Origin of the sequence: Chromobacterium alkanivorans (assembly GCF_016937655.1) — a bacterium.
Taxonomy (GTDB): domain Bacteria; phylum Pseudomonadota; class Gammaproteobacteria; order Burkholderiales; family Chromobacteriaceae; genus Chromobacterium; species Chromobacterium alkanivorans.
In genome coordinates this window covers 178,469-198,251 of record NZ_JAFHKL010000003.1, presented here as the reverse complement: position 1 = coordinate 198,251, position 19,783 = coordinate 178,469, and the positions used below count along the sequence as shown (strand labels likewise).

18 protein-coding genes are annotated in these 19,783 nt (G+C 69.6%); 3 read left to right on the top strand and 15 right to left on the bottom strand.

Translation table 11 applies throughout. The annotated features are described in order from the left end of the window. Window positions 1–152: 152 nt before the first annotated feature. On the top strand, window positions 153–1,055 hold the full coding sequence (locus JW897_RS06780) for a LysR substrate-binding domain-containing protein (protein WP_205465586.1): 903 nt from the start codon (window positions 153–155) through the stop codon (window positions 1,053–1,055). Between the two features lie 46 nt (window positions 1,056–1,101). Here JW897_RS06780 and JW897_RS06775 read toward each other — a convergent pair whose 3' ends face one another. From JW897_RS06775 to JW897_RS06765, 3 genes are read right to left on the bottom strand one after another with little or no spacing between them, the layout of a single operon-like run. Then, a complete protein-coding gene (locus JW897_RS06775) occupies window positions 1,102–2,292 on the bottom strand; it encodes an MFS transporter (RefSeq protein WP_205465585.1) in 1,191 nt (396 codons plus the stop codon). Between the two features lie 32 nt (window positions 2,293–2,324). Next, window positions 2,325–3,671, bottom strand: a complete 1,347-nt coding sequence (gene chrA / locus JW897_RS06770; protein ID WP_205465584.1) for a chromate efflux transporter — start codon at window positions 3,669–3,671, stop codon at window positions 2,325–2,327. A 2-nt stretch (window positions 3,672–3,673) separates the two neighbouring features. Further along, the gene (locus JW897_RS06765) at window positions 3,674–4,603 is read right to left on the bottom strand and encodes a chromate resistance protein ChrB domain-containing protein (RefSeq protein WP_205465583.1); all 930 of its coding nucleotides are present in this window, start codon (window positions 4,601–4,603) and stop codon (window positions 3,674–3,676) included. A 143-nt stretch (window positions 4,604–4,746) separates the two neighbouring features. Between JW897_RS06765 and JW897_RS06760 the strand changes: the two genes are divergently transcribed. Continuing rightward, complete coding sequence (locus JW897_RS06760; protein ID WP_205465582.1) at window positions 4,747–5,187, top strand: anti-virulence regulator CigR family protein; 441 nt, start codon at window positions 4,747–4,749, stop codon at window positions 5,185–5,187. A 10-nt stretch (window positions 5,188–5,197) separates the two neighbouring features. On the opposite strand, the gene JW897_RS06755 is transcribed toward JW897_RS06760, so the two are convergent. Together JW897_RS06755 and JW897_RS24485 are read right to left on the bottom strand one after the other, a co-directional pair. After that, window positions 5,198–5,662 carry a GNAT family N-acetyltransferase gene (locus tag JW897_RS06755; protein WP_205465581.1) on the bottom strand — a complete coding sequence of 155 codons (465 nt, stop codon included), beginning with the start codon at window positions 5,660–5,662 and terminating at the stop codon, window positions 5,198–5,200. Next, the gene (locus tag JW897_RS24485; protein WP_205465580.1) at window positions 5,655–6,764 is read right to left on the bottom strand and encodes a methyl-accepting chemotaxis protein; all 1,110 of its coding nucleotides are present in this window, start codon (window positions 6,762–6,764) and stop codon (window positions 5,655–5,657) included. The genes JW897_RS06755 and JW897_RS24485 overlap by 8 nt, the downstream gene beginning before the upstream one ends. A gap of 208 nt (window positions 6,765–6,972) precedes the next feature. Here JW897_RS24485 and JW897_RS06745 point away from each other — a divergent pair, with 208 nt between their 5' ends. After that, window positions 6,973–7,761: a DinB family protein gene (locus tag JW897_RS06745; protein WP_205465579.1), complete on the top strand. Its 789-nt coding sequence runs from the start codon at window positions 6,973–6,975 to the stop codon at window positions 7,759–7,761. 1 nt (window position 7,762) lies between these two features. Here JW897_RS06745 and JW897_RS06740 read toward each other — a convergent pair whose 3' ends face one another. From JW897_RS06740 to infA, 10 genes are all read right to left on the bottom strand, one after another. Continuing rightward, window positions 7,763–8,554 (bottom strand): type 2 periplasmic-binding domain-containing protein, encoded by a 792-nt coding sequence (locus JW897_RS06740; protein WP_205465578.1) that lies wholly within the window; start codon window positions 8,552–8,554, stop codon window positions 7,763–7,765. Window positions 8,555–8,623: 69 nt separating this feature from the next. Beyond that, window positions 8,624–11,317, bottom strand: coding sequence for a nitrate reductase (locus JW897_RS06735; RefSeq protein ID WP_205465577.1), 2,694 nt, complete (start codon window positions 11,315–11,317; stop codon window positions 8,624–8,626). Window positions 11,318–11,333: 16 nt separating this feature from the next. Continuing rightward, window positions 11,334–11,663, bottom strand: a complete 330-nt coding sequence (gene nirD, locus JW897_RS06730) for a nitrite reductase small subunit NirD (protein ID WP_082159031.1) — start codon at window positions 11,661–11,663, stop codon at window positions 11,334–11,336. Between the two features lie 7 nt (window positions 11,664–11,670). Further along, window positions 11,671–14,103 (bottom strand): nitrite reductase large subunit NirB, encoded by a 2,433-nt coding sequence (gene nirB / locus JW897_RS06725; protein ID WP_205465576.1) that lies wholly within the window; start codon window positions 14,101–14,103, stop codon window positions 11,671–11,673. A gap of 18 nt (window positions 14,104–14,121) precedes the next feature. Beyond that, window positions 14,122–15,324 carry a nitrate/nitrite transporter gene (locus JW897_RS06720; protein WP_205465575.1) on the bottom strand — a complete coding sequence of 401 codons (1,203 nt, stop codon included), beginning with the start codon at window positions 15,322–15,324 and terminating at the stop codon, window positions 14,122–14,124. Window positions 15,325–15,699: 375 nt separating this feature from the next. Then, window positions 15,700–16,797 (bottom strand): CmpA/NrtA family ABC transporter substrate-binding protein, encoded by a 1,098-nt coding sequence (locus tag JW897_RS06715; RefSeq protein ID WP_205465574.1) that lies wholly within the window; start codon window positions 16,795–16,797, stop codon window positions 15,700–15,702. Between the two features lie 18 nt (window positions 16,798–16,815). Beyond that, window positions 16,816–17,406: an ANTAR domain-containing response regulator gene (locus tag JW897_RS06710; protein WP_082159033.1), complete on the bottom strand. Its 591-nt coding sequence runs from the start codon at window positions 17,404–17,406 to the stop codon at window positions 16,816–16,818. A 217-nt stretch (window positions 17,407–17,623) separates the two neighbouring features. Beyond that, the gene (locus tag JW897_RS06705; RefSeq protein WP_240352110.1) at window positions 17,624–18,781 is read right to left on the bottom strand and encodes a chitinase; all 1,158 of its coding nucleotides are present in this window, start codon (window positions 18,779–18,781) and stop codon (window positions 17,624–17,626) included. Between the two features lie 299 nt (window positions 18,782–19,080). Then, window positions 19,081–19,266 carry a hypothetical protein gene (locus JW897_RS06700; RefSeq protein WP_156187881.1) on the bottom strand — a complete coding sequence of 62 codons (186 nt, stop codon included), beginning with the start codon at window positions 19,264–19,266 and terminating at the stop codon, window positions 19,081–19,083. A 45-nt stretch (window positions 19,267–19,311) separates the two neighbouring features. After that, entirely contained in the window at window positions 19,312–19,581 is a 270-nt protein-coding gene (gene infA, locus JW897_RS06695) for a translation initiation factor IF-1 (RefSeq protein WP_019104365.1), read from the bottom strand. Window positions 19,582–19,783: the final 202 nt, after the last annotated feature.

The following is a 19,783-nucleotide window of genomic DNA, read 5'->3' as shown; positions in this document are numbered from 1 at the left end:
GGGCCTCGATGGGGGCCGCGGCGGCGGAGCCGCGGGCAGGGGGAGATGGCGGCCATTGTCGGCATAATGGAGCCAGGCCGGAAATACTGTTTTTGGCTGATGCGATACCGGGAAACTATCGATGGACGGCGGCGGGCGAGGGAGGCGAGGACGTGGATCTACGGCAATTGCGCTATTTCGTGGCGGTGGCGGAGGAGCTGCATTTCGGCCGCGCCGCCTTGCGGCTGCATATTTCCCAGCCGCCGCTGAGCCTGACCATCCGGCAGCTGGAGCGGGAGATCGGCGCGCTGCTGTTCGAGCGCGACAACAAGACGGTGGCGCTGACCGCCGCCGGCGCGGTGCTGTACCGGGAGGCGCGGCAATTGCTGAGGCGGGCGGAGGAGGTGGCCGACATCGCCGCGCGCGCCGGCCGGGGGCTGGCGGGCCGGCTGCGGCTCGGCTTTGTCAGCGCCATGTTGTCGCGTGGCCTGCCCGAGGGCGTGCGGGTCTTCCAGCGGCAGGCGCCGGAGGTGGAGGTGGAATTGTGCGAGATGAACACCGAGGAGCAGATCCGCGCGGTGGCGCGCGAGCAGATCGACGTCGGCCTGATCCATGCCGGCGCGCTGCCCGGCGAGCTCTCCCGCCTGGAGCTGCCGCGGGAGCCGTTTCTGTGCTGTCTGCCGCCGGGGCATCCGCTGGCCGGCGGACGGAGGGTGCGCCTGGAGCGTTTGCGGGACGAGGACTTCATCCTGTTCCCGCGCGCGCTGTCCACCCATTACCACGACCGGATCGTGGCCCTGTGCGTGGCGGCGGGCTTCAGCCCGCGGATCCGGCACGAGCCGCGCCACTGGCACAGCGTCACCCAACTGGTGGAGGCGAATATGGGGGTGGCGCTGGCGCCGGCCTCGCTGCGCGCCGCCGCGCCGCGCGCGGTTTGGTTGCCGCTGGCCGGCGCGCAGGCGTTTTCGGAATCCCTGTGCATCTGGCGGCGGCAGGCCGATCCGGCGGCGCAGCGCCTGATCGCGGCCATCGCCGGCGCGATGGAGGCCCAGGCCGCGGCGCGGGGCCCGGCGTGAGCGACGCTTTACCAGGCCTTGGCGGCCGTTCATCCCGCAAAACTTCTCAAGTGGCCAGGCTGGCCAGCCGCCGCTCCCGGCAATGCCACCACAGCGTGGCCGCCAGCGCCAGCGCGGCCAGCGCGCCGCCGGCGACGAAGGTGCTGGCGCTGCCGTGGCGGTCCCACATCCAGCCGGCCAGCACGCTGGCCAGCAGCAGGCACAGGCCGCTGACCAGATTGAACAGGCCGAAGGCGGTGCCCTTCATGTCGGCCGGGGTTTCCTCCGCCACCAGCGTGGCCAGCAGGCCCTGGGTGAAACCCAGGTGCAGCCCCCACAAGGCGATGCCGGCCAGGGTGACGGCGACGGAGCCGGACAGCGCCAGCGTGGCGTCGGCCAGGATCAGGATCAGCAGGCCGACGGCCAGCAGCGCGCTCTTGCTGCAGCGGTCCGCCAGCACGCCCACCGGGTAGGCGGTGAGCGCGTAGACCAGGCTCATCACCACCATCACCAGCGGCAGCCAGCTCAGCGGCAGGCCGTGGCGCTGCGCCAGCAGCACCAGAAAGGCCTCGCTGAAGCGGGCCAGGGTGAACAGCGCGCCGATGGCGACCACCCACCAGTAGCGGCCGGAGAAGCGGCGCAGCAGCGCCAGGCGCAGCGGCGAGCGGAAGGGTTTGCGTTCGCCGCCGTCCGGCTCGCGGACGCCGGCCGCCAGCAGCAGCACCGCCAGCAAGGCCGGCAGGCAGGCCCACCACAGCACTTGCTGGATGTCGTCCGCCAGCCAGAACATCAGCGCGATGCCCAGCAGCGGCCCGGCGAAGGCGCCGCAGGTGTCCATGGACTGGCGCAGGCCGAAACAGGCGCCGCGGATTTCCGGCGGGGAGATTTCGGCCACCAGCGCGTCGCGCGGCGCGCCGCGTATGCCCTTGCCCACGCGGTCCATCAGCCGCGCGGCCAGCACGGTTTCGGCGCTGTGGGCCAGCGGGAACAAGGGCTTGCTCAGCGCCGCCAGGCCGTAGCCCAGCAGCAGCAAGCCCTTGCGCCGGCCCCAGTAATCGCTGATGGCGCCGGAGAACACGCGCAGGATCAGCGCGGTGGCCTGGGCCAGGCCCTCGATGACGCCCAGGGTCAGCGCGCTGACGCCCAGGGTGGAGACCAGGAATACCGGCAGCAGCGCGTGGATGATCTCGGAGGACATGTCCATGCACAGGCTGACCAGGCCCAGGGCCCAGATGGTGGCGGGGATGCGGGGCTGCATGCGGGTAGGCCTTTCTCGATGTGGGAATCCGTTCACGGCAGGCGCCACAGGCTGAGCAGCAGGCCGGCCAGCGCCGCGCCGGCGATCACCGGCATCACTTTGACTTGTCGTTGCAGCAGCGCCCAGGCCGCCAGCGCGGCGATGGCGGCGGCGGCCCAGTCCACGCCGCCGCGCCAGCCCTGCGGCCACAGCACGTGCCAGCCGAAGAACAGGGCGAGGTTGACGATGACCCCGACCACGGCGGCGGTGACGGCGGTCAGCGGCGCGGTCAGGCGGATTTGGCCATGGCTGTGTTCGATCAGCGGGCCGCCGGCCAGGATGAAGACGAAGGAGGGCAGGAAGGTGAACCAGGTGACCAGCGCCGCGGCCAGCGCGCCGGCCAGGAACAGCTGCTCCGGGCCCAGCAGCGCCTTGGCGTAGCCGCCGACGAAGCCGACGAAGGCCACCACCATGATCAGCGGCCCCGGCGTGGTTTCGCCCAGCGCCAGGCCGTCCAGCATCTGGCCGGCGCTCAGCCAGCCGTAATGGGCCACCGCGCCCTGGTAGACATAGGGCAGCACCGCGTAAGCGCCGCCGAAGGTCAGCAAGGCGGCCTTGGTGAAGAACCAGCCCATCTGGGTGTAGCCGCCGTGCCAGCCGCAGACGGCGGTCAGCAAGGCCATCGGCAAGCTCCACAGCAGCAGGCCGGCCAGCGCGGCGCGGCCCAGCCGGAACCAGGAGAAGCGGGCGTGGGCCGGCGGCGGGGTGTGGTCGTCGATCAGCGCCGGGCCGTAATGCGCGTCCGCGCCGCCGTGGCCGCCGCTCTGGAACCAGCGCGGCCGCAGCCGGCCGGCCAGCGCGCCGATCAAGGCCGCCGCCAGCACGATCAGCGGGAACGGCGTTTGCCACAGCGCGATGGCGCCCAGCGAGGCCAGCGCTACGCCCCACAGCCACGGATGTTTCAGCGTGCGCTTGCCGATGCGCCAGGCGGCCTGGGCCACGATGGCGACCACCGCCGGCTTGACGCCGTAGAACAGGCCGGCGATCCAGGCCAGGTGGCCGTAGGCGATATAGACCCAGGACAGCAGCACCAGCAGGAAAAAGGACGGCAGCACGAACAGCGCGCCGGCGGCGACGCCGCCCCAGCCGCGGTGCAGCAGCCAGCCGATATAGGTGGCCAGCTGCTGCGCTTCCGGCCCGGGTAGCAGCATGCAGTAGTTCAGCGCGTGCAGGAAGCGGCGTTCGGAAATCCAGCGCCGGCGCTCCACCAGCTCCTGGTGCATGATGGCGATCTGCCCGGCCGGGCCGCCGAAGCTGATCAGGCCGAGCTTGAGCCAGAAACGCAGCGCTTGCCGGAAGCCGACCGGAGCGGGCGCGGCGGGGGTGTGGTCGGGCGGCATCTTCAGGCTTCCTTGGCGAACTGTTGATACAAGCCATCCCAGATCGTGGAGGCGGCGGCCAGCAGCTGGTCGTCGTCGCTCAGCGCGGCGCGCAGGCCGGCCAGCACGGTTTCCACGCCGCTGGCTTCCGGCGGCGCCGCGCCGCCCACGTCCAGATAGTGGACCAGCTCCGCCAGCCGCCGCAGCGGCGGCGCGTCCAGGCCGAAGCTGGCCAGCAGCACTTCGAAACTGACCTTGTCGCCGACATGGGTGAAGGCGGCGCCGTCGAAGTCGAAACCCAGCGCGTCCGGCGGGCAGTCGCCGGGCGCGGCCAGCCACAGGATGCGCGCCTGCGGGTCGATGAAGCGGCGGATCAGCCAGGCCGAGGCCAGCCGGTCCACCCAGGGGCGGCGGCGGGTGGCCCAGACCCTGCCCTGGTGTTCGGCGACGGCGCGGCGCGGAATGGCCATTTGTTGGCTATGGGGTTCGCCGGGAGACAGCTGTTGCTGGATGGCGGCTTCCAGTTGTTGCAGCGCGGCCTGCGCCTGTTGCTGGCCGGCGCCGGGGAAGAAGTCGACGGCGGCGATGCCGGCCAGCGCCTTGCCCAGCCGTCGCCATTGCTTCAGCCTTTCGGCGGCGTTGTCCGGGTCCAGGCCGCGCCGTTGTTCCTCAATGTCTTGCCGCAGTTGCTGGTAATCGGCGTCGCGCTGGAACAGCGGCGGAAAGTCGCTGCCGTTCAGCGGCCGGCAGGCCAGCAGCCGGGCGACGCCGCCGTGCTGCTGAATGTCGGAGGCGATGGCTTCCAATTGCTGCAGCCGAGCGTTGCTGCCGGGCAACAGATAGGCGCCGTCGCGCAGCGCGGCGGAGCCGCAGGCTTTCAAGGCGCGCCAGGCGCGCATGCGCGCGGTGGCGTTTTCGGTGGGCAAAGAGGTGATCAGCAGCAGCCAGTCCATGATGCGCTCCATTTTTTGTAGAGTATTCTACAATTGTGTAGCGATCAATATATTTAATCTGGCGAAGCTGGCGAGTTTGGGTTCAAGCTTTGCCGGGGCTTGGTCGATAATGTAAGTCGGGCTCAACTAGACGGGAGACGAAGATGCAGCGATGGAAGCAATGGTCGGCCTTGTTGCTGGCGGCGGCCTTGGCCGCGCCGGTATTGGCCAATCCGCCGGAAGGCAAGGGCCAGGGGCATGGCCAGGGGCAGGGCAAGCACAAGGATAAGGACAAAGACAGGGAGGCGTCGCCGGCGCGGACGGAAAGGGATTTGGTGGCGGCGGGCATCAGCGCCGCCGCCGCGCGCAGGCTGGCCTTGGATTCCGGGGTGACCGGCTATAAATCGCTGCCGCCCGGCATGCGCAAGCGTCTGGCGCGCGGCAAGCCGCTGCCTCCCGGCATCGCCAAGCAGGTATTGCCGGCGCCCTTGCTGAGCCAGCTGCCGCGCCATCCCGGCTATGAGTGGCGGGCGGTGGGCGCGGACCTGGTCCTGGTGGCGGCCAGCGGCTTGATCGCGGATATTTTGCTGGACGTGTTGCGCTGATCCGGCCGGCTTACAAGATTTGGCGGTAGATCACCGCGTCCGCCAGCTCCGCCACCTGGTCGTACAGGCGGCGCGCGACCAGGTTGTCGCTGGCGGTGCGCCAGTACAGCGTGGCGGCGCCGTCCGCGCGCGCCCGTTCCGCCGCCGCCCGCAGCAGCGCGCGGGCAACGCCGCCGCCTCTGGCCGCCGCCGCCACGTACAGGTCTTGCAGATAAGCGCTGTCCTGGATCTGGATGGTGTTGCGGTGGTAGAGCAGGTGGGCGATGCCCAGCAGCGCGCCGTCTGCGACCGCGGCCAGCCCGTGCACCGGTTCCTCCGGCGCGAGCAGGCGGCGCCAGGTTTCCCGGTCCACCTCCTCGGGCAGCGCGGTCGCGCCTGCGCGGCCGTAGAAGGCGTTGTAGTCGCGCCATAAGGGCTGCCAGCCGGCGTGGTCGCCGGCTTGCAGCGGGCGGATGGAGAAGACGGCCTCAGCCATGGCGCGGCTCCGCCGCGCCGGCGCCGGCCATGTGTTCCAGCCCGGCCAGCACTTGCAGGCTGGCGGCCTCCATCGCCGCCACCTGCTCAACCGCGGCCCGGCTGTCGCCGTCGGCGTGGGCGCGCAAGGCGTCCAGCGCCGCGGTGTGCACCTTGGCGTGCGGCGCTTCGATTTCGCGGAAGCCGGGCAGGTGGGAGAAGCCGGCGCGGCCCTCGCCTTCGTAATACCACTTGCCGAAGCGGCAGTGCTGATGCGAGCCGAAGTGGCCGATGTCTTCGTCCGACAGGCCGAACATCACCTGGTAGACGCGGAATTTGTAGATCAGATGGTCCATCTTGGCCAGTTCGCAGAAGCCGCGCAGCGCGGAGGCGGCGATGCTGCCTTCCATGCTGGTGGACATGTCCAGCAATTGCTTCATGGTGCCGGCGGCGGCCTCGCCGTCCTGGCTGAAGCTGGCGGCCTGCTCGGCCAATTGGCCCATCTGGCTGCGGCTGCCGGCGCTGTCGCCGCGGATCTGCTCCACCAGCTTGGCGATGTCGGCGGTGGCGGTGGCGGTGCGTTCGGCCAGCTTGCGCACCTCGTCGGCCACCACGGCGAAACCGCGGCCCTGTTCGCCGGCGCGCGCGGCTTCGATCGCCGCGTTCAGCGCCAGCAGGTTGGTCTGGTCGGCGATGTCGCGGATCAATTGCACGATGCCGCCCACCTCCTGCGCGCGCGCGTCCAGCTCTCCCACTTTTTCCGCCGCGCCTTGCGAGGCGCCGGCCAGCTTGGACAGGTCGGCGGCGATCTGGTCTATGGATTGGCGGCTGCGCAGCGAAATGTCCTGGGCGGCGACGGCGCGGTCTTTTTCCCGGCTCATCACGCTGGAGAGGGTGGCCAGCGATTGCTGGGTGTCGGTCATCGATTGGGCGAAGGCGGACAGATTGGCGATCAGCCCGCGCAGTTCCTGGTTCTTGGCCTGGCTGGCCGCCAACTGGCTTTCCGCCTCGTCGGCGCGGGCGCGGGTGTGGCGCAGCTCCGTGCGCAGTTGTTCCGCTTCCTGCTTGCATTGCAGCCACTCCGCTTGTTGTCGCGCGGTGTCGGCCTTGTTCCAGAACCCCATTTCTATCTCCTTGTGACGCCGGCCGGGACGGACTAACTTACATGTCGCCGGGTGATTTTAAATAAACGTTTAGCATTATCCGAATGCCGTCATAAATCTGCAATCATTTGTCTTGTTTAAATTCGGATGATTATGACAAAAATCAGGGTTGACAATGGTTTTGCCGCTTACTAAGGTATCATTTTGATACGTTAAAAAAGGAGCGGTTATGCATTCCCGTTTCGACGTTTTCCGCGAGCAGGCGCTGGGTCGCCAGCTGGAGGCCCTGATCGACACGCCGCAACGTTATGTGGAGTACGCGGCCTTGTCGCGCGCCGAGGTGCCGGCGGTGGCGGCCATCGTCCACGATGTGCGTCAGCTGTTTCCCGAGGTGGAGGCGGACGCCAGCGCGCGCCAGTTTTGCGGCGCGATGGTGGCGGAGGTGATGCGCCGCCATTGCCACGAGGTGCTGCGGCCGCGCGGCCGGGTGCCGGGCGGCTATTTCACTTACGGGGTGGTGTGGTCGGCCACGCCGCACAAGCTGGATTGGGCGCAGCGGCTGGAGGCGTTGCGGACGACGCCGGCGCAGCTGGCGGCGGCGCTGCGCGCGATTCCCGCCGCGGACTGGCGGCGGCGGCCGGACGGCATCGATTTCGCCGCGGTCGAGCATGCCTGCCACCTGCGCGATCTGGACCGGATTTATTGCCAACGAGTGGCGCGGGTGCTGGCCGAGGAGATGCCGGAGATCGCTTCGGTCGACGGCAACGAGATGTCGCTCGAACTGGCGTATCTGGAGCAGGACGGGTCAGCGGCGCTGGATGATTTTGTGGCCGGGCGGCGGCATTTGCTCGCCGCCTTGGCCGGCGCGGAGCCGGCTCAGCGCGGGCGGCTTTGCCTGTTCGGCGGCGAGCGGCGGATGAGTCTGGAGGATCTGGCCGAGGACATGCTGCAACACGACCGCGCCCACTTGTTGGAGGTGGAGGAGTTGACGGCGGAATTGGGCGGCTTGCCGGACTGACTCAGGGCTGGAGATACCAGGGCTGGCGCAGCAGCGCGGGCAGCAGGGTTTCGCGCAGCTTGCCGATCTGCTGCCACAGGCAGCGCGCCAGCGCCGGATTGTCCCGGTGCCAGCGTTTGCCGAACACCAGGTAGTAGTCTTTGCGCGACAGCGGCGGCTGCAGGCGGACGACGCCGGCTTGCGGATGTTCTTCCACATAGCGGTCGCCGATGTGGTTTTGCGTGGCGTAGGCGGCGATGTGGCGCGCCTGCAGCTTGCGGAAATTCATCTCGCTGTCCTTGGCGGCCTCCACCCGGGCGCCCTTGGCGCGCAGATCGTCGGCGATGGACCAGCCGGCGTTGACGCCGATGGCGCCCAGCGCCGGCAGATTGTCGCCGTTCCAGGCCGGCGGCGCGCTTTTCAGCGCGTACAAGGAGTAGGCCAGCGTGGTCAGCCGGTAGCGCGGGTCCGGCTCGCCGCCTTGCATCGGGTAGTCGAAATAGGCTTCGCGTTCCTTGTTGTGGGAAAACATGAAGGCGGCGTCGTGCTGATCGTGCTGCATCTCGGTGAGCAGGCGCTTGCCCGGCAGCCGCGACAATTTGAGGGCTACCCGGCAGCCCTTGGCCGCCGCCTGCGCCATCTCCACCACCGCGCCGGGGTGGGGCGGCGTCTGATCGCCTTCGCCGCTCATATACGGGTCCGAGGCCACCGCGCCGTAGACCATGTCCAGCGTCGTCGCGGCCGCCGCCGCCTGCGTGGTCAGCGCGGCCAGCGCGGCCAGCCGCCATATCTGTTTCCAGCCCAATCCAAGCACCCATCGCTATCGCCTGCGCAGAGGGTAACAGCGCCGGACCTCCCTAGCATAGCGTTCCGCGCGGGGGTTTCAATATTCCCGTTCCGTCTGTCGCGCCAGCATGCGTTTGAGTTCGGGCAGGCAGGAGCCGCAGACGCCGCCGCAGCCCAGTTGCGCCTTGAGTCCGGCCAGGTCAGCGCCGGCGGCGATGACCGCCCGGATGCGCTCGGCGTCCACTTGCAGGCAGTTGCAGACGATGCGCGCGGCGGCGGGAGCGGCGGCGATGTCGGGGAGCAGCGCGCTGAGCCGGCTGCCGGGCCAGGGCTTGCCGCTTTGCATCGCGGCCAGCAGCCGCGCGCCGTCGTCCTGTCCGCCGGCGAAGACGAAGGCCCAGGGCGCGTCGTCGCGCCAGGCGATGCGTTGTTCCAGCCCGCGCCGCGCGTCGCTGAAGCTTTGCAGCTGCGGGCCGCCGTCCAGCTCCAGCAGCCAGGCCAGCTCGCTCAGCCAGTCCGGCCGCGGCTGAGCGTGGGCGGCGCTCAGCACCAGGATGTCAGGCGGCCGCAGGCTGAGCGCGGCGTAGCCGCAGCCGGCCAGCAAGGGCTGCAGCCGGGCGCGCAGCGCCGGCAGGTCAGGGTGGCGGCTGGCGGCGCGCACCCGCCACGGCAGTTCGGCGCGCTCCACCCGCACCGCGGCGTGCTTGAGTTCGGGCTGGAAGGATTGCGGGTCCACCGCCGGCGAACAGGCCTGGTTGACGCCGCCGCTGTCGAGGTGCTGGCCGCTCCAGTGCATGGCGGCGAACACGCAGCCGCCGGGCAAGTCCTCGCTCAGCGCCAGCGGCAGCACCAGGCCGCCGCGCCGGCTTTCCACCTTGACCAGCTCGCCGGCCTGGAGGCCGCGGCGGGCGGCGTCGGCCGGGTGCATGTCCAGCGTCGGTTCCGGCGCGTGGGAAAACAGCCGCGCCACCCGGCCGCTGCGGCTCATGCCGTGCCATTGGTCGCGCAGCCGGCCGGTGAGCAGGCGGAAGGGATAGTGGGCGTTGACCGCGTCCGCCGGCGGGCGGTAGGGCGTGGCGTGGAATTGCGCGCGGCCGCTGGCGGTGGGGAAGCGGCCGTCTTGGTAACGCCGCGCCTGGCCGCCAGCGGCGCCGGCCGGGAACGGCCATTGCTGCGGGCCGTCCCGCTCCAGCCGCGCGTGGCTGAGGCCGCTGAGGTCCAGGTCGCGGCCGGCGGTCAGCGCCGCGTGCTCGGCGAACACCGCCGCCGGCTCGCAGTCGCGGAACAGGCTGGGCGCGTCCGGGTACAGCAGCCGTTCCAGCCGGCGGCCCACTTCGGCGGCGATCCAGCCGTCGGCGCGCGCTTCGCCCGGCGGCGGCGCGGCGGCGCGCACCCGGCTGACGCGGCGTTCGGAGTTGGTGACCGTGCCTTCTTTTTCGCCCCAGCTGGCGGCGGGCAGCAGCGCGTCGGCGCAGGCGGCGGTGTCGGTGTCGGCGTAGGCGTCCTGGACGATGACGAATTCGGCCTGGGCCAGCGCCTGGCGCGCTTGCTCCAGGTCCGGCAAGGAGTGGGCGGGATTGGTGCAGACTATCCACACCGCCTTGACCCGGCCGGCCTTGAGCGCGTCGAACAGCGCGATGGCCGGCAGGCCGGGGCGGCCGGAGAGCCGTTCCGGCGGCACGCCCCAGTGGGCGGCCACTTCGGCGCGGTGTTGCGGATTGGCGATGTCGCGGTGGGCGGCCAGCATGGTGGCCATGCCGCCCACTTCGCGGCCGCCCATGGCGTTGGGCTGGCCGGTCAGCGAGAAGGGGCCGGCGCCGGGGCGGCCGATCTGGCCGGCGGCCAGGTGCAGATTGATCAGCGCCAGGTTCTTGGCGGTGCCGTGGCTGGATTGGTTCAGGCCCATGCAATACAGCGACAGGCTGGCCGGGCTGCGGCCGAACCATTCGGCGGCGGCGGTCAGCTCGGCCTCGGCGATGCCGCACAGGCCGGCGGCCTGGCGCGGCGCGTAGTCGCGCAGCAGGCGCTTGAGCGCGTCGAAGCCCTCGGTGTGGGCGGCGATGTAGCCCTCGTCGATCAAGCCTTCCCAAATCAGGTGGTGCAGCATGCCGTTGAACAGCGCCACGTCGCTGCCGGGCTGGATCTGCAGATGCAGGTCCGCCAGCGCGGCGGTGTCGGTGCGGCGCGGGTCGACCACGATCCACTTGCTGTCCGGCCGCGCCGCCTTGGCCGCTTCCAGCCGGCGGAACAACACCGGGTGGGCGTAGGCCATATTGCTGCCGGCCAGCAGCACGCAGTCGGCCAGCTCCAGGTCTTGATAGCAGGTGGGCGGGCCGTCGGCGCCCAGCGCCAGCTTGTAGCCGCTGACCGCGCTGGACATGCACAGCCGGGAATTGGTGTCGATGTTGTTGCTGCCGATCAGGCCCTTGGTCAGCTTGTTGAACAGATAATAGTCCTCGGTCAGCAACTGGCCTGAGGCGTAGACCGCCACCGCGTCCGGACCGTGGCGGCGGATGACGCCGGCCAGCCGTTCGGCCACGGTGTCCAGAGCGCAGTCCCAGTCCACGCGCCGGCGCGCGGCGTCGCGGCTCAGCCGCAGCTCGGGGTGCAGCGCGCGGCCGGACAGGCTGGCGCAGCTGTCCGCCAGCGCCAGGCCCTTGCTGCACAGCCGGCCGTGGTTGGCCGGGTGGGCCGGGTCGCCTTCCACGCCGGTGATGCGCGCGCCGTCGCTGTGGATCAGCACGCCGCAGCCGACGCCGCAGTAACAGCAGGTGGAGGGAGTGGTGCTCATGGCGCGGTCCTCCGGTTCACAGTTGCAGATAGACGTCGCCGTCGCGCAGGCTGACCGGGAAGCGCCGCGCGCAGCCGCGGTCCGGCGCCTGGGCTTCGCCGTCTTCCAGATTGAGGGTCCAGCCGTGCAGCGGACAGGTGACCGCCGCGCCGTGCACCAGGCCCTGGCTCAAGGGGCCGCCCTGGTGCGGGCAGCGGTCCAAGAGCGCGAACACCTGCTGCGGCTGCGGCCGGAACAGGGCGATGTCGCCGCCGTCGCGCGCCAGCACGCGGCTGCCCAGCAGCGGGATGTCGTCCAGCGCGCACACGCGCAGCCAGCGGGAGGAGGGGTGGGGGATGGCGTCCATGGCGGCCTCAGGCGATGATTTTCAGGGGAATGTATTCTTGGCGCTGCGCGCCGGCGATGCGGGCGGCCCAGGGGTCGGGCAGGCCTTCCAGCGCGAACAGCAGCCGCTGGTACAAGGCCTGGCGGTTGGCGGCGTCGTCCACCACCCGCGCCTTGACGTAGTCCAGGCCGACGCGGGCGATGTAGCGGACGGTGCGGTCCAGGTAATAGCCCTCCTCGCGGTAGAGCTGCAGAAAGGCGCCGCTGTATTCCTTCACCTCCTCGGCGGTCTTCACCTTGCACAGGAATTGCGCCACCTCGGTCTTGATGCCGCCGTTGCCGCCCACGTACAGCTCCCAGCCGGAATCCACCGCGATCACGCCCACGTCCTTGATGCCGGCTTCGGCGCAATTGCGCGGGCAGCCGGACACCGCCAGCTTGACCTTGTGCGGGGCCCACATATTGGCCAGCATGGTTTCCAGGTCTATGCCCATCTGGGTGCTGTTCTGGGTGCCGAAGCGGCAGAACTCGCTGCCGACGCAGGTTTTCACGGTGCGGATGGATTTGCCGTAGGCGTGGCCGGACTGCATGCCCAGGTCTTTCCAGACCTCGACCAAGTCTTCCTTGCGTATGCCCAGCAGGTCGATGCGCTGGCCGCCGGTGACCTTGAGCATGGGCACCTGGTATTTGTCGGCCACGTCGGCGATGCGGCGCAGCTCGGCGGCGTTGGTGACGCCGCCCTTCATTTGCGGGATCACAGAGAAGGTGCCGTCCTTCTGGATGTTGGCGTGCACCCGCTCGTTGACGAAACGGCTTTGCGGATCGTCCACCGCCTCGCGCGGCCAGGTGGACAGCAGGTAGTAGTTGATCGCAGGGCGGCAGCTGGCGCAGCCGTTGGGCGTGCGCCATTCCAGGAAATGGTAGACCGCGGCGTGGTCCAGCAGGTGGTGGTCGCGGATGGCCTTGCGCACCTCGGCGTGGCTGTGATCGGTGCAGCCGCAGACCGCCTTGGTCTTGGGCGCTTCCTGGAAGCTCGCGCCCACCGTGTTCATCAGGATCTGTTCCACCAGGCCGCTGCAAGAGCCGCAGGAGCCGCCGGCCTTGGTGCAGCGCTTGACCTCGTCCAGGGTGAACAGGCCGTTTTCCTTGATCGCCTTGACGATGGCGCCCTTGCTGACGCCGTTGCAGCCGCAGACTTCGTCGCTGTCCTGCATGCCGGCGGCGCGGCTCTGGCCTTGGACGCCGACGTCGCCAATGGCGGTTTCGCCGAAGATCAGCCGCTCGCGCAGATCGCCTATCGGCCGCTGTTCGCGCAGCAGCTTGAAGTACCAGGCGCCGTCGGCGGTGTCGCCGTACAGGCAGACGCCGATCAGCTTGTCCTCGCGCAGCACCAGTTTCTTGTACAGGCCGCCGGCCGGGTCCGACAGTACGATCTCGTCGCAGCCGTCGCCGCCGATGAAGTCGCCGGCGGAGAACAGGTCGACGCCGGTGACCTTGAGCTTGGTCGCCATCACCGAGCCCTGGTAGCGGCTGCTGCCCAGCTGCGCCAAGTGGTTGGCGCAGACCTTGGCCTGTTCGAACAAGGGCGCCACCAGACCGTAGCAGACGCCGCGGTGGCTGACGCATTCGCCCACCGCGTAGATGCGCGGGTCGAAGGTCTGCAGCGCGTCGCTGACCACCACGCCGCGCTCGCAGTGCAGGCCGGCGGCGGCGGCCAGCGCGATATTGGGGCGTATGCCCACCGCCATCACCACCAGCTTGGCTTCCAGGGTTTCGCCGTCGGAGAGCTTCGCCGCCGCCACCGCGCCGCGGCCGTCGTCCAGCAGCGCCGCGGTCTGGCGGCCCAGCAGGATGCGCAGGCCGCGCGCTTCCAGCGAGGCCTGCAGCAAGCGGGCGGCGACGGGGTCCAGCTGCCGTTCCAGCAGCCAGTCCGCCAGGTGGACCACGGTCACCTCCATGCCGCGCTGCTTCAGGCCGTAGGCGGCTTCCAGGCCGAGCAGGCCGCCGCCTATCACCACCGCGCGGCCGCCGCCGGCGCTGGCCGCCAGCATGGCCTCGGTGTCGCGGATGTCGCGGTAGCCGATGACGCCGGCGAGATCGCGGCCCGGCAGCGGCAGCATCACCGGCAGCGAGCCGGTGGCCAGCAGCAGCCGGTCGTAATGGGCGACGCCGCCGTCGTCGGCGCGCACCAGCCGGCGCGCGCGGTCCAGCTCCACCACGGTCTTGCCGGTGTGCAGGGCGATGCCGCGCTCGGCGTACCAGCTGCGCGGATTGAGCACGATGTCGTCGAAGGTCTGTTCGCCGGCCAGCACCGGCGACAGCTGGATGCGGTTGTAGTTGGGGTGCGGCTCGGCGCCGAACACGGTGATGTCGTACAGGTCCGGCGCCAGCGTCAGCAGCTCTTCCACGGTGCGGATGCCGGCCATGCCGTTGCCCACCACTACCAGTTTGGGTTTCGTCATGATGGATGTCCTCGCGTCTCAGAGCCGGGCGCTGGCCAGAGACCAGCCGGCGCGCCAGCGCTGGCGCAGCCCGGCCAGGCCGGCCCAGCCCGCCAAGGCCAGCGCGGCGTACAGCCACAGGCCGATGGCGTAGCCGCCGCTGGCCTGCTTGATCATGCCCAGGCCGGCCGCCAGCAGGAAGCCGCCGACGCCGCCGGCCATGCCGATCAGGCCGGTGACCGCGCCGATCTCGCCGCCGAAGCGCTGCGGCACCAGTTGGAACACCGCGCCGTTGCCGGCGCCCAGGCAGAGCATGGCCAGCACGAACAGCAGCAGCGCGCCGCCGGCGCCGCCCGGCTCCAGGCCGGCGGCGAACAGCAAGGCCGCCACCGCCAGGTAGACGGCCAGCAGCGAGCGGGTGCCGCCGACGCGGTCCGCCAGCACGCCGCCCAGCGGCCGCATCATCGAGCCGGCGAACACGCAGGCGGCGGTGTAGAGCCCGGCGGTCTTGGCGTCGAAGCCGAACTGGTCGTGGAAATAGCCGGGCAGCGCGCTGGCGAAGCCGGCGAAGCCGCCGAAGGTGATGGCGTAGAACAGCATCAGCCACCAGGCGTCGCGTTGGGCCAGCACCGCCAGGTAATCGGCCCAACGCTTGGGCGGCGGCGCGCCGGGCGCGTCCTTGGCCAGCCGCGCGAACAGCAGCAGCACCAGCAGCAGCGGCAGACAGGCGAGGCCGAACACGTTCTGCCAGCCGAACTGCAAGGCCAGCATCGGCGCGAACAGCGCCGCCAGCACGGTGCCGGAGTTGCCGGCGCCGGCGATGCCCAGCGCCGTGCCCTGATGCGCCGGCGGATACCAGCGCGAGGCCAGCGGCAGCGCCACGGCGAAGGAGGCGCCGGCCACGCCGAGGAACAGGCCCAGCAGCAGCGCGCCGCCCAGGCTGGACAGGCCGACGCGCCAGGCGGCCAGCAGGGCGGCGACGACGACGATCTGGGCGATCAGCCCGGTGCGCTTGGCGCCGATGCGGTCCGCCAGCATGCCGACCGCCAGCCGCAACAGCGCGCCGGCCAGAATGGGAGTGGCCACCATCAAGGCGCGTTCGCGGGTGTCCAGGCCCAGCGCGGCGGCGATGGGCACCTGCAGCGGGCCCAGCAGATACCAGACCATGAAGCTGAGGTCGAAATAGAGGAAGGCGGACAGCAAGGTGGGCTTGTGCCCGCTGTGCCAGAATGAACGGTCCATGCGAAACTCCTGTGCCGCGAGCGGCCGGGGGCCGGCCAAAATAAAAACGGCGTTCGCTCCTCGGTGATAGCAGGAGCGGACGCCGTTGTCCGTTGCCGTCCCGGCCGCCATTGGCCGGACAAGCATTTGGGGCGGGCGGGGCACGTCTTTGTGCCAGGCCCGGCTTGACTTATGCAAACGCCGTGCCAGCCGCGGAGCGGCGAAATTTCAATGTTTACATGGTCTTGCGGCGGAGGGGCGCACCGCGCTGGTGCGGAAGCAGCCGGCCGCGCACTGTGTTTGTGCGTTGCAGCATGCTGGGCCTGGAGTCCGCTCAAAATCTTGCGAGCAAGAGCGAGACCTTGAACAGGCCCTGAGAAAATCGTGAACCGTTGTTCAGCCGGGCAGGTCCAGCGCGGCTTGGTAGCGCGGCTGCCCGTCCCATTCCACGCCGTCGCAGAGCCGGCCGCGGCGCTGAGGCTGGGCCGGAACCGGCAGGCCCAGCGCGTCCGCCGCTTGCCGGTAGAGCCGGCTCTGGCTGACCGCGGCGGCCACGGCTTGCGCGTCCTCGTCGCCGCTCAGCCAGCCCCAGCGCCGGAACTGGTCGACGAACCAGACGCCGTCGGACGGATAGGGGCAATTGACCCGGCCCTGGTCGAAGAAGCGCAGCGCCGCCGCGCCGGCGGCGACCGAGGGCAGGGTGGCGGCGATCAGCGTCTCCGGCAGGGCTATATGCTCCGGCCGCGCCAGCCAGCGCGCCGCCTGGCGGCGGTGTTCGCTGTGTTCCAGCCAGCGGCAGGCTTCCAGCAGCGTCATGATCAGCGCGCCGGCGGCGGCCGGTTCTTGTTGCGCGAAGTCGCGGCGGCAGAGCAGGGCTTTCTCCGGGTGGCCGGGCCAGATCTCGCCGCTGGCGACGACGACGCGGCCGGCCTGGCGCGCCGCCGCCTGCTGGTGCCAGGGCTCGCCGGCGCAGAAGCCGTCCAGCTGGCCGGCCTCCAGCGCTGCGCCCATCTGCGGCGGCGGGATCACCACCAGGCGCGCGTCGCGCCGCGGGTCCAGGCCTTGCGCCGCCAGCCAGTAATTGAGCCACAAGGCATGCGTGCCGGCGGGGAAGGTGTGCGCCAAGGTCAGCGGCGCGCCGTCCTGGCGGGCGCGGCGGCGCAAGGCCTGTTCCGGCGCGGCGGTCAGGGCGTCGGCCAGCGGGTGGCTGAGGGTGATGGCCTGGCCGTTCTGGTTCAGCGTCATCAGCAGCGCCATGTCGGCTTGCGGGCCGGCCAGGCCCAGCTGCATGCCGTAGGCCAGGCCGTACAGCGCCGCGGCGGCGTGCAGGCGGCCGTCCAGCAGCTTGTCGCGCACCGCGCTCCACGATGGCTGGCGCAGCAGTTCCAGCTCCAGGCCGTGGCGGCGGTCCAGCCCCAGCTGGCGCGCGACGATCAGCGGCGCGCTGTCGGTCAGCGGCAGATAGCCCAGGCGCAGGCGGTGCGGTACGGTCATGGGGGCGGTCCTCGTGGTTCAGCCTAGCAGTTCGGCGGCCTGGATCAGTTGTCGGGCCAGTTCGGCGACGCGCAGGCCCTCGCGCATCGCCTGGCGGCGCAGCGCCTGGTAGGCGTCGTTCTCGCTGAGCCGGCGCCTGTCCATCAGAATGCCCTTGGCGCGCTCGATCAGCTTGCGCTCGGCCAGCTGTTGTTCCGCCGCCGCCAGCCGCCGCCGCAAGCGGGCGTCCTCGGCGAAGCGCGCGCGGGCCAGGTCGATGATGGGCGCCAGTCGCGCGGCGTCGGCCTGGTCCACCACATAGGCCGCCACGCCGGCGTGGACCGCGGCCTCTATCGTGGGCAGGTCGCCCTGGTCGGCGAACATCACCACCGGGTGCGGCGCGATTTCGCCCAGCAGCGCCAGTTGCTCAAGGGTGTCGCGCGACGGCGATTCGGTGTCCACGATCACCACGTCCGGCCGCAGCCCTTCCACCGCCTGCAGCAAGGCCGCGGCGCCGTCCACCTCGGCGACGACGGCGTAGCCGGCGCGCGCCAGCGCCTGGCGCAGCGAGGCGATGGTTTTGGCGTGGTCGTTGACCAGCAGCAGGCGCAGCGGCGGAGGGGCGGACATTGCGGCACCGGGGGAAAGGGACGGCTTGGATCAAGCAAGCGCCGTGCCCAAGGGAATTCTTGACGCGATTTTTAGCGGGGACGCCGCCGGATTGACGCGGCGTTTAGCCGCGATGGCTTATCGTGGAGACGAGATAGGCCAATGGACGGGGAGGTGAAGCACGGGTGAACGACAGTCGTTGGCGAGGCCGGCCCCGCGCGAGCGGAGCCGGCCGATTTCATTTCAGCTTGACGTTCCAGTTGTCCTCGACGCAGCGCTGGTAGTTGCCGGCTTGCAGCGCGCTGTACGGCGTCTGGTAGTTCACCAACTGGCATTTGTAGTCATTGCCCCATTTCCAGTCCTTTTCCCAATAGATGTTGTAGGCGGCGGAGCTGGCGGCGCTGAAGCGCTGCATATTGGCGCAGGACAGTTGTTCGTTGCCGTAGTCCCAGCCCAGATCGTTGGCGAACTGGCGGTAGTAGTCGATGCGGTTCTGCGCGGCCTGGCGCTCGGTGCCGCCGCCGCACTCGGCGTTGATGATCTGGATGGTGGTGGCGAAGTTGTTGCCGGCGCCGGCCGCCTTGTCCGCGGCGTTGGGCACCCAGCTGCCGTCCAGCACGTGCAGCATCGACGGCTTGGGCGGCTGCGGGAAGACGAAGAAGAAGGTGGCCGAGGTCAGGTTGAGCCAGGTGGAGGCCACCAGGTCCGGGTTCTTCAGCAGCACCGATTGGTCGCCGTCGAACATGGCCTGGGAGAAGGGGCCGTAATTGTAGTTGTAGGACAGCTGTTTGGCGCCGCGGCCGAAGTATTTCTTCCAGCTGCCGTCGGCGTTCTTGCCGCAAGTCCACACCTTGTTGAACACCGGATCGGCGCATTCGGTGTTGTAGCCGCAGCCGGGTCCGGTTTCGGCGCAGCCCATCTCGCGCAGATATTTCAGGCCCTGCCGCCATTCCGGAACCGTGTCGCTGCGATTGTGGTCGCCGGTTTCCTGGGCGAAGTGGGCGAACATGGCGGCCAGGCTGTGGCGGCAGATGGCGTCGCCGTCGCGGCCGTCGCGGTAGTCGTCGCAGATGGCGGGGAATTTGGCGATGGCCTGCAGGAAGCGCTGGTAGCTGTAACTGGCGTCGCGGCGCGAGAAATAGTATTCCCACTTGGCCGCCGGCAGCAGCCGTTCCACCCGGCGCACGTTCAGCGGGTTGGCGGCGCGGCCGGGCGCCACTTGCTCAACCTGGGCGTTGGGCAGGGTGCGGATCGAGGCCTTGACGCTGCGGAAGAAGGGGGTGTCGGTCAGCGCGGCTTCGTATTGCAGCGCCTGTTGCAGCGTGGGCGGCTGAGGCTCGGCCAGGGCGGCCTGGCAGGCCAGGCCCAGGATCAGGGCGGTCAGGGGTTTGCGCATGTTGGCTCCTGTTGTCGGGCTGCCGGCGGGCGGACGCCGCGTGGAATCGGGGCAGCCGTTTATGTGGTTTTCTGCCGCGCGGATGGCGCGGCATAGATACCACTATGGAACCAATTTTTGATATGTCAAATGACTTTTTGAGGATGAATCAGATTGACGCGGCGATGCCCGCCATTGACGACGGCGCGCGCGGCTAAGCCGGGCTCGGGCAAACAAGGCGGAAGCGGCCGCGGCTGGCACCGGGGTGAGATCCCGGGCGGGTGCGGCGTTTGAGCGTCAATCGGATCGGGGCGGCCGTCTCAGGGGCGAGAGGCGTTGATCCAGGCGTCGTGCGGGTAGCTGGCGGAATCCAGGCCCAGTTCGGACGAAAAAGTGACGTGGCAATGACGTCCTACTGCGTTGACCGCAATCACGGTAAATGTGATTGCGGCGCTATCGTGTTGTTCGGCGATGTAATCGCCGGGTTTGAGTTCATTGACTCGCAAATGTTGCTCCTGGGCATGACCGCGAAAGCGGGCCATGCCGGCAGATCAACGGCGTCGGTTGTGATGGGGGCGAGGCGTGCCGCCGCCGGCCGGCGCCGTCGGATGACGGAAATTGATGCGGCCCTTGGTCAGATCGTAGGGCGACATCTCTACAGTGACGCGGTCGCCTACCAGAACGCGAATACGGTGCATCTTCATCTTGCCCGAGCCATAGGCAAGGATTTCGACGTTGTTGTCCAGGCGCACGCGGAAGCGGGACTCGGGCAACATTTCAATGACAACACCTTCCAGTTCGATCATGTCTTCTTTGGACATTACGATTCCTTTCTAATACGGTAGGCCAACAGCCACAGCGGCAGTCACGTGGACTGCCGCGAGCGGGTGCTATTGGCGCGTCTATTCGGTAACCAAGCTAGGGAGGGGCTGGCTTCACAGGCAGCCCTCAGGCAAGGCGGAGCGTCCAGCAGGCAGCTGCCGGAACGATCAGAAAATCTGAGGCGAACGGTATTATATATCT

Bases quoted from the DNA above. Each gene is read 5' to 3' on its own strand.
- JW897_RS06775 (WP_205465585.1), bottom strand. From the start codon at position 2,292: ATGCAGCCCCGCATCCCCGCCACCATCTGGGCCCTGGGCCTGGTCAGC.
- chrA (WP_205465584.1), bottom strand. From the start codon at position 3,671: ATGCCGCCCGACCACACCCCCGCCGCGCCCGCTCCGGTCGGCTTCCGG.
- JW897_RS06765 (WP_205465583.1), bottom strand. From the start codon at position 4,603: ATGGACTGGCTGCTGCTGATCACCTCTTTGCCCACCGAAAACGCCACC.
- JW897_RS06760 (WP_205465582.1), top strand. From the start codon at position 4,747: ATGCAGCGATGGAAGCAATGGTCGGCCTTGTTGCTGGCGGCGGCCTTG.
- JW897_RS06755 (WP_205465581.1), bottom strand. From the start codon at position 5,662: ATGGCTGAGGCCGTCTTCTCCATCCGCCCGCTGCAAGCCGGCGACCAC.
- JW897_RS24485 (WP_205465580.1), bottom strand. From the start codon at position 6,764: ATGGGGTTCTGGAACAAGGCCGACACCGCGCGACAACAAGCGGAGTGG.
- JW897_RS06745 (WP_205465579.1), top strand. From the start codon at position 6,973: ATGCATTCCCGTTTCGACGTTTTCCGCGAGCAGGCGCTGGGTCGCCAG.
- JW897_RS06735 (WP_205465577.1), bottom strand. From the start codon at position 11,317: ATGAGCACCACTCCCTCCACCTGCTGTTACTGCGGCGTCGGCTGCGGC.
- nirD (WP_082159031.1), bottom strand. From the start codon at position 11,663: ATGGACGCCATCCCCCACCCCTCCTCCCGCTGGCTGCGCGTGTGCGCG.
- nirB (WP_205465576.1), bottom strand. From the start codon at position 14,103: ATGACGAAACCCAAACTGGTAGTGGTGGGCAACGGCATGGCCGGCATC.
- JW897_RS06720 (WP_205465575.1), bottom strand. From the start codon at position 15,324: ATGGACCGTTCATTCTGGCACAGCGGGCACAAGCCCACCTTGCTGTCC.
- JW897_RS06715 (WP_205465574.1), bottom strand. From the start codon at position 16,797: ATGACCGTACCGCACCGCCTGCGCCTGGGCTATCTGCCGCTGACCGAC.
- JW897_RS06710 (WP_082159033.1), bottom strand. From the start codon at position 17,406: ATGTCCGCCCCTCCGCCGCTGCGCCTGCTGCTGGTCAACGACCACGCC.
- JW897_RS06705 (WP_240352110.1), bottom strand. From the start codon at position 18,781: ATGCGCAAACCCCTGACCGCCCTGATCCTGGGCCTGGCCTGCCAGGCC.
- infA (WP_019104365.1), bottom strand. From the start codon at position 19,581: ATGTCCAAAGAAGACATGATCGAACTGGAAGGTGTTGTCATTGAAATG.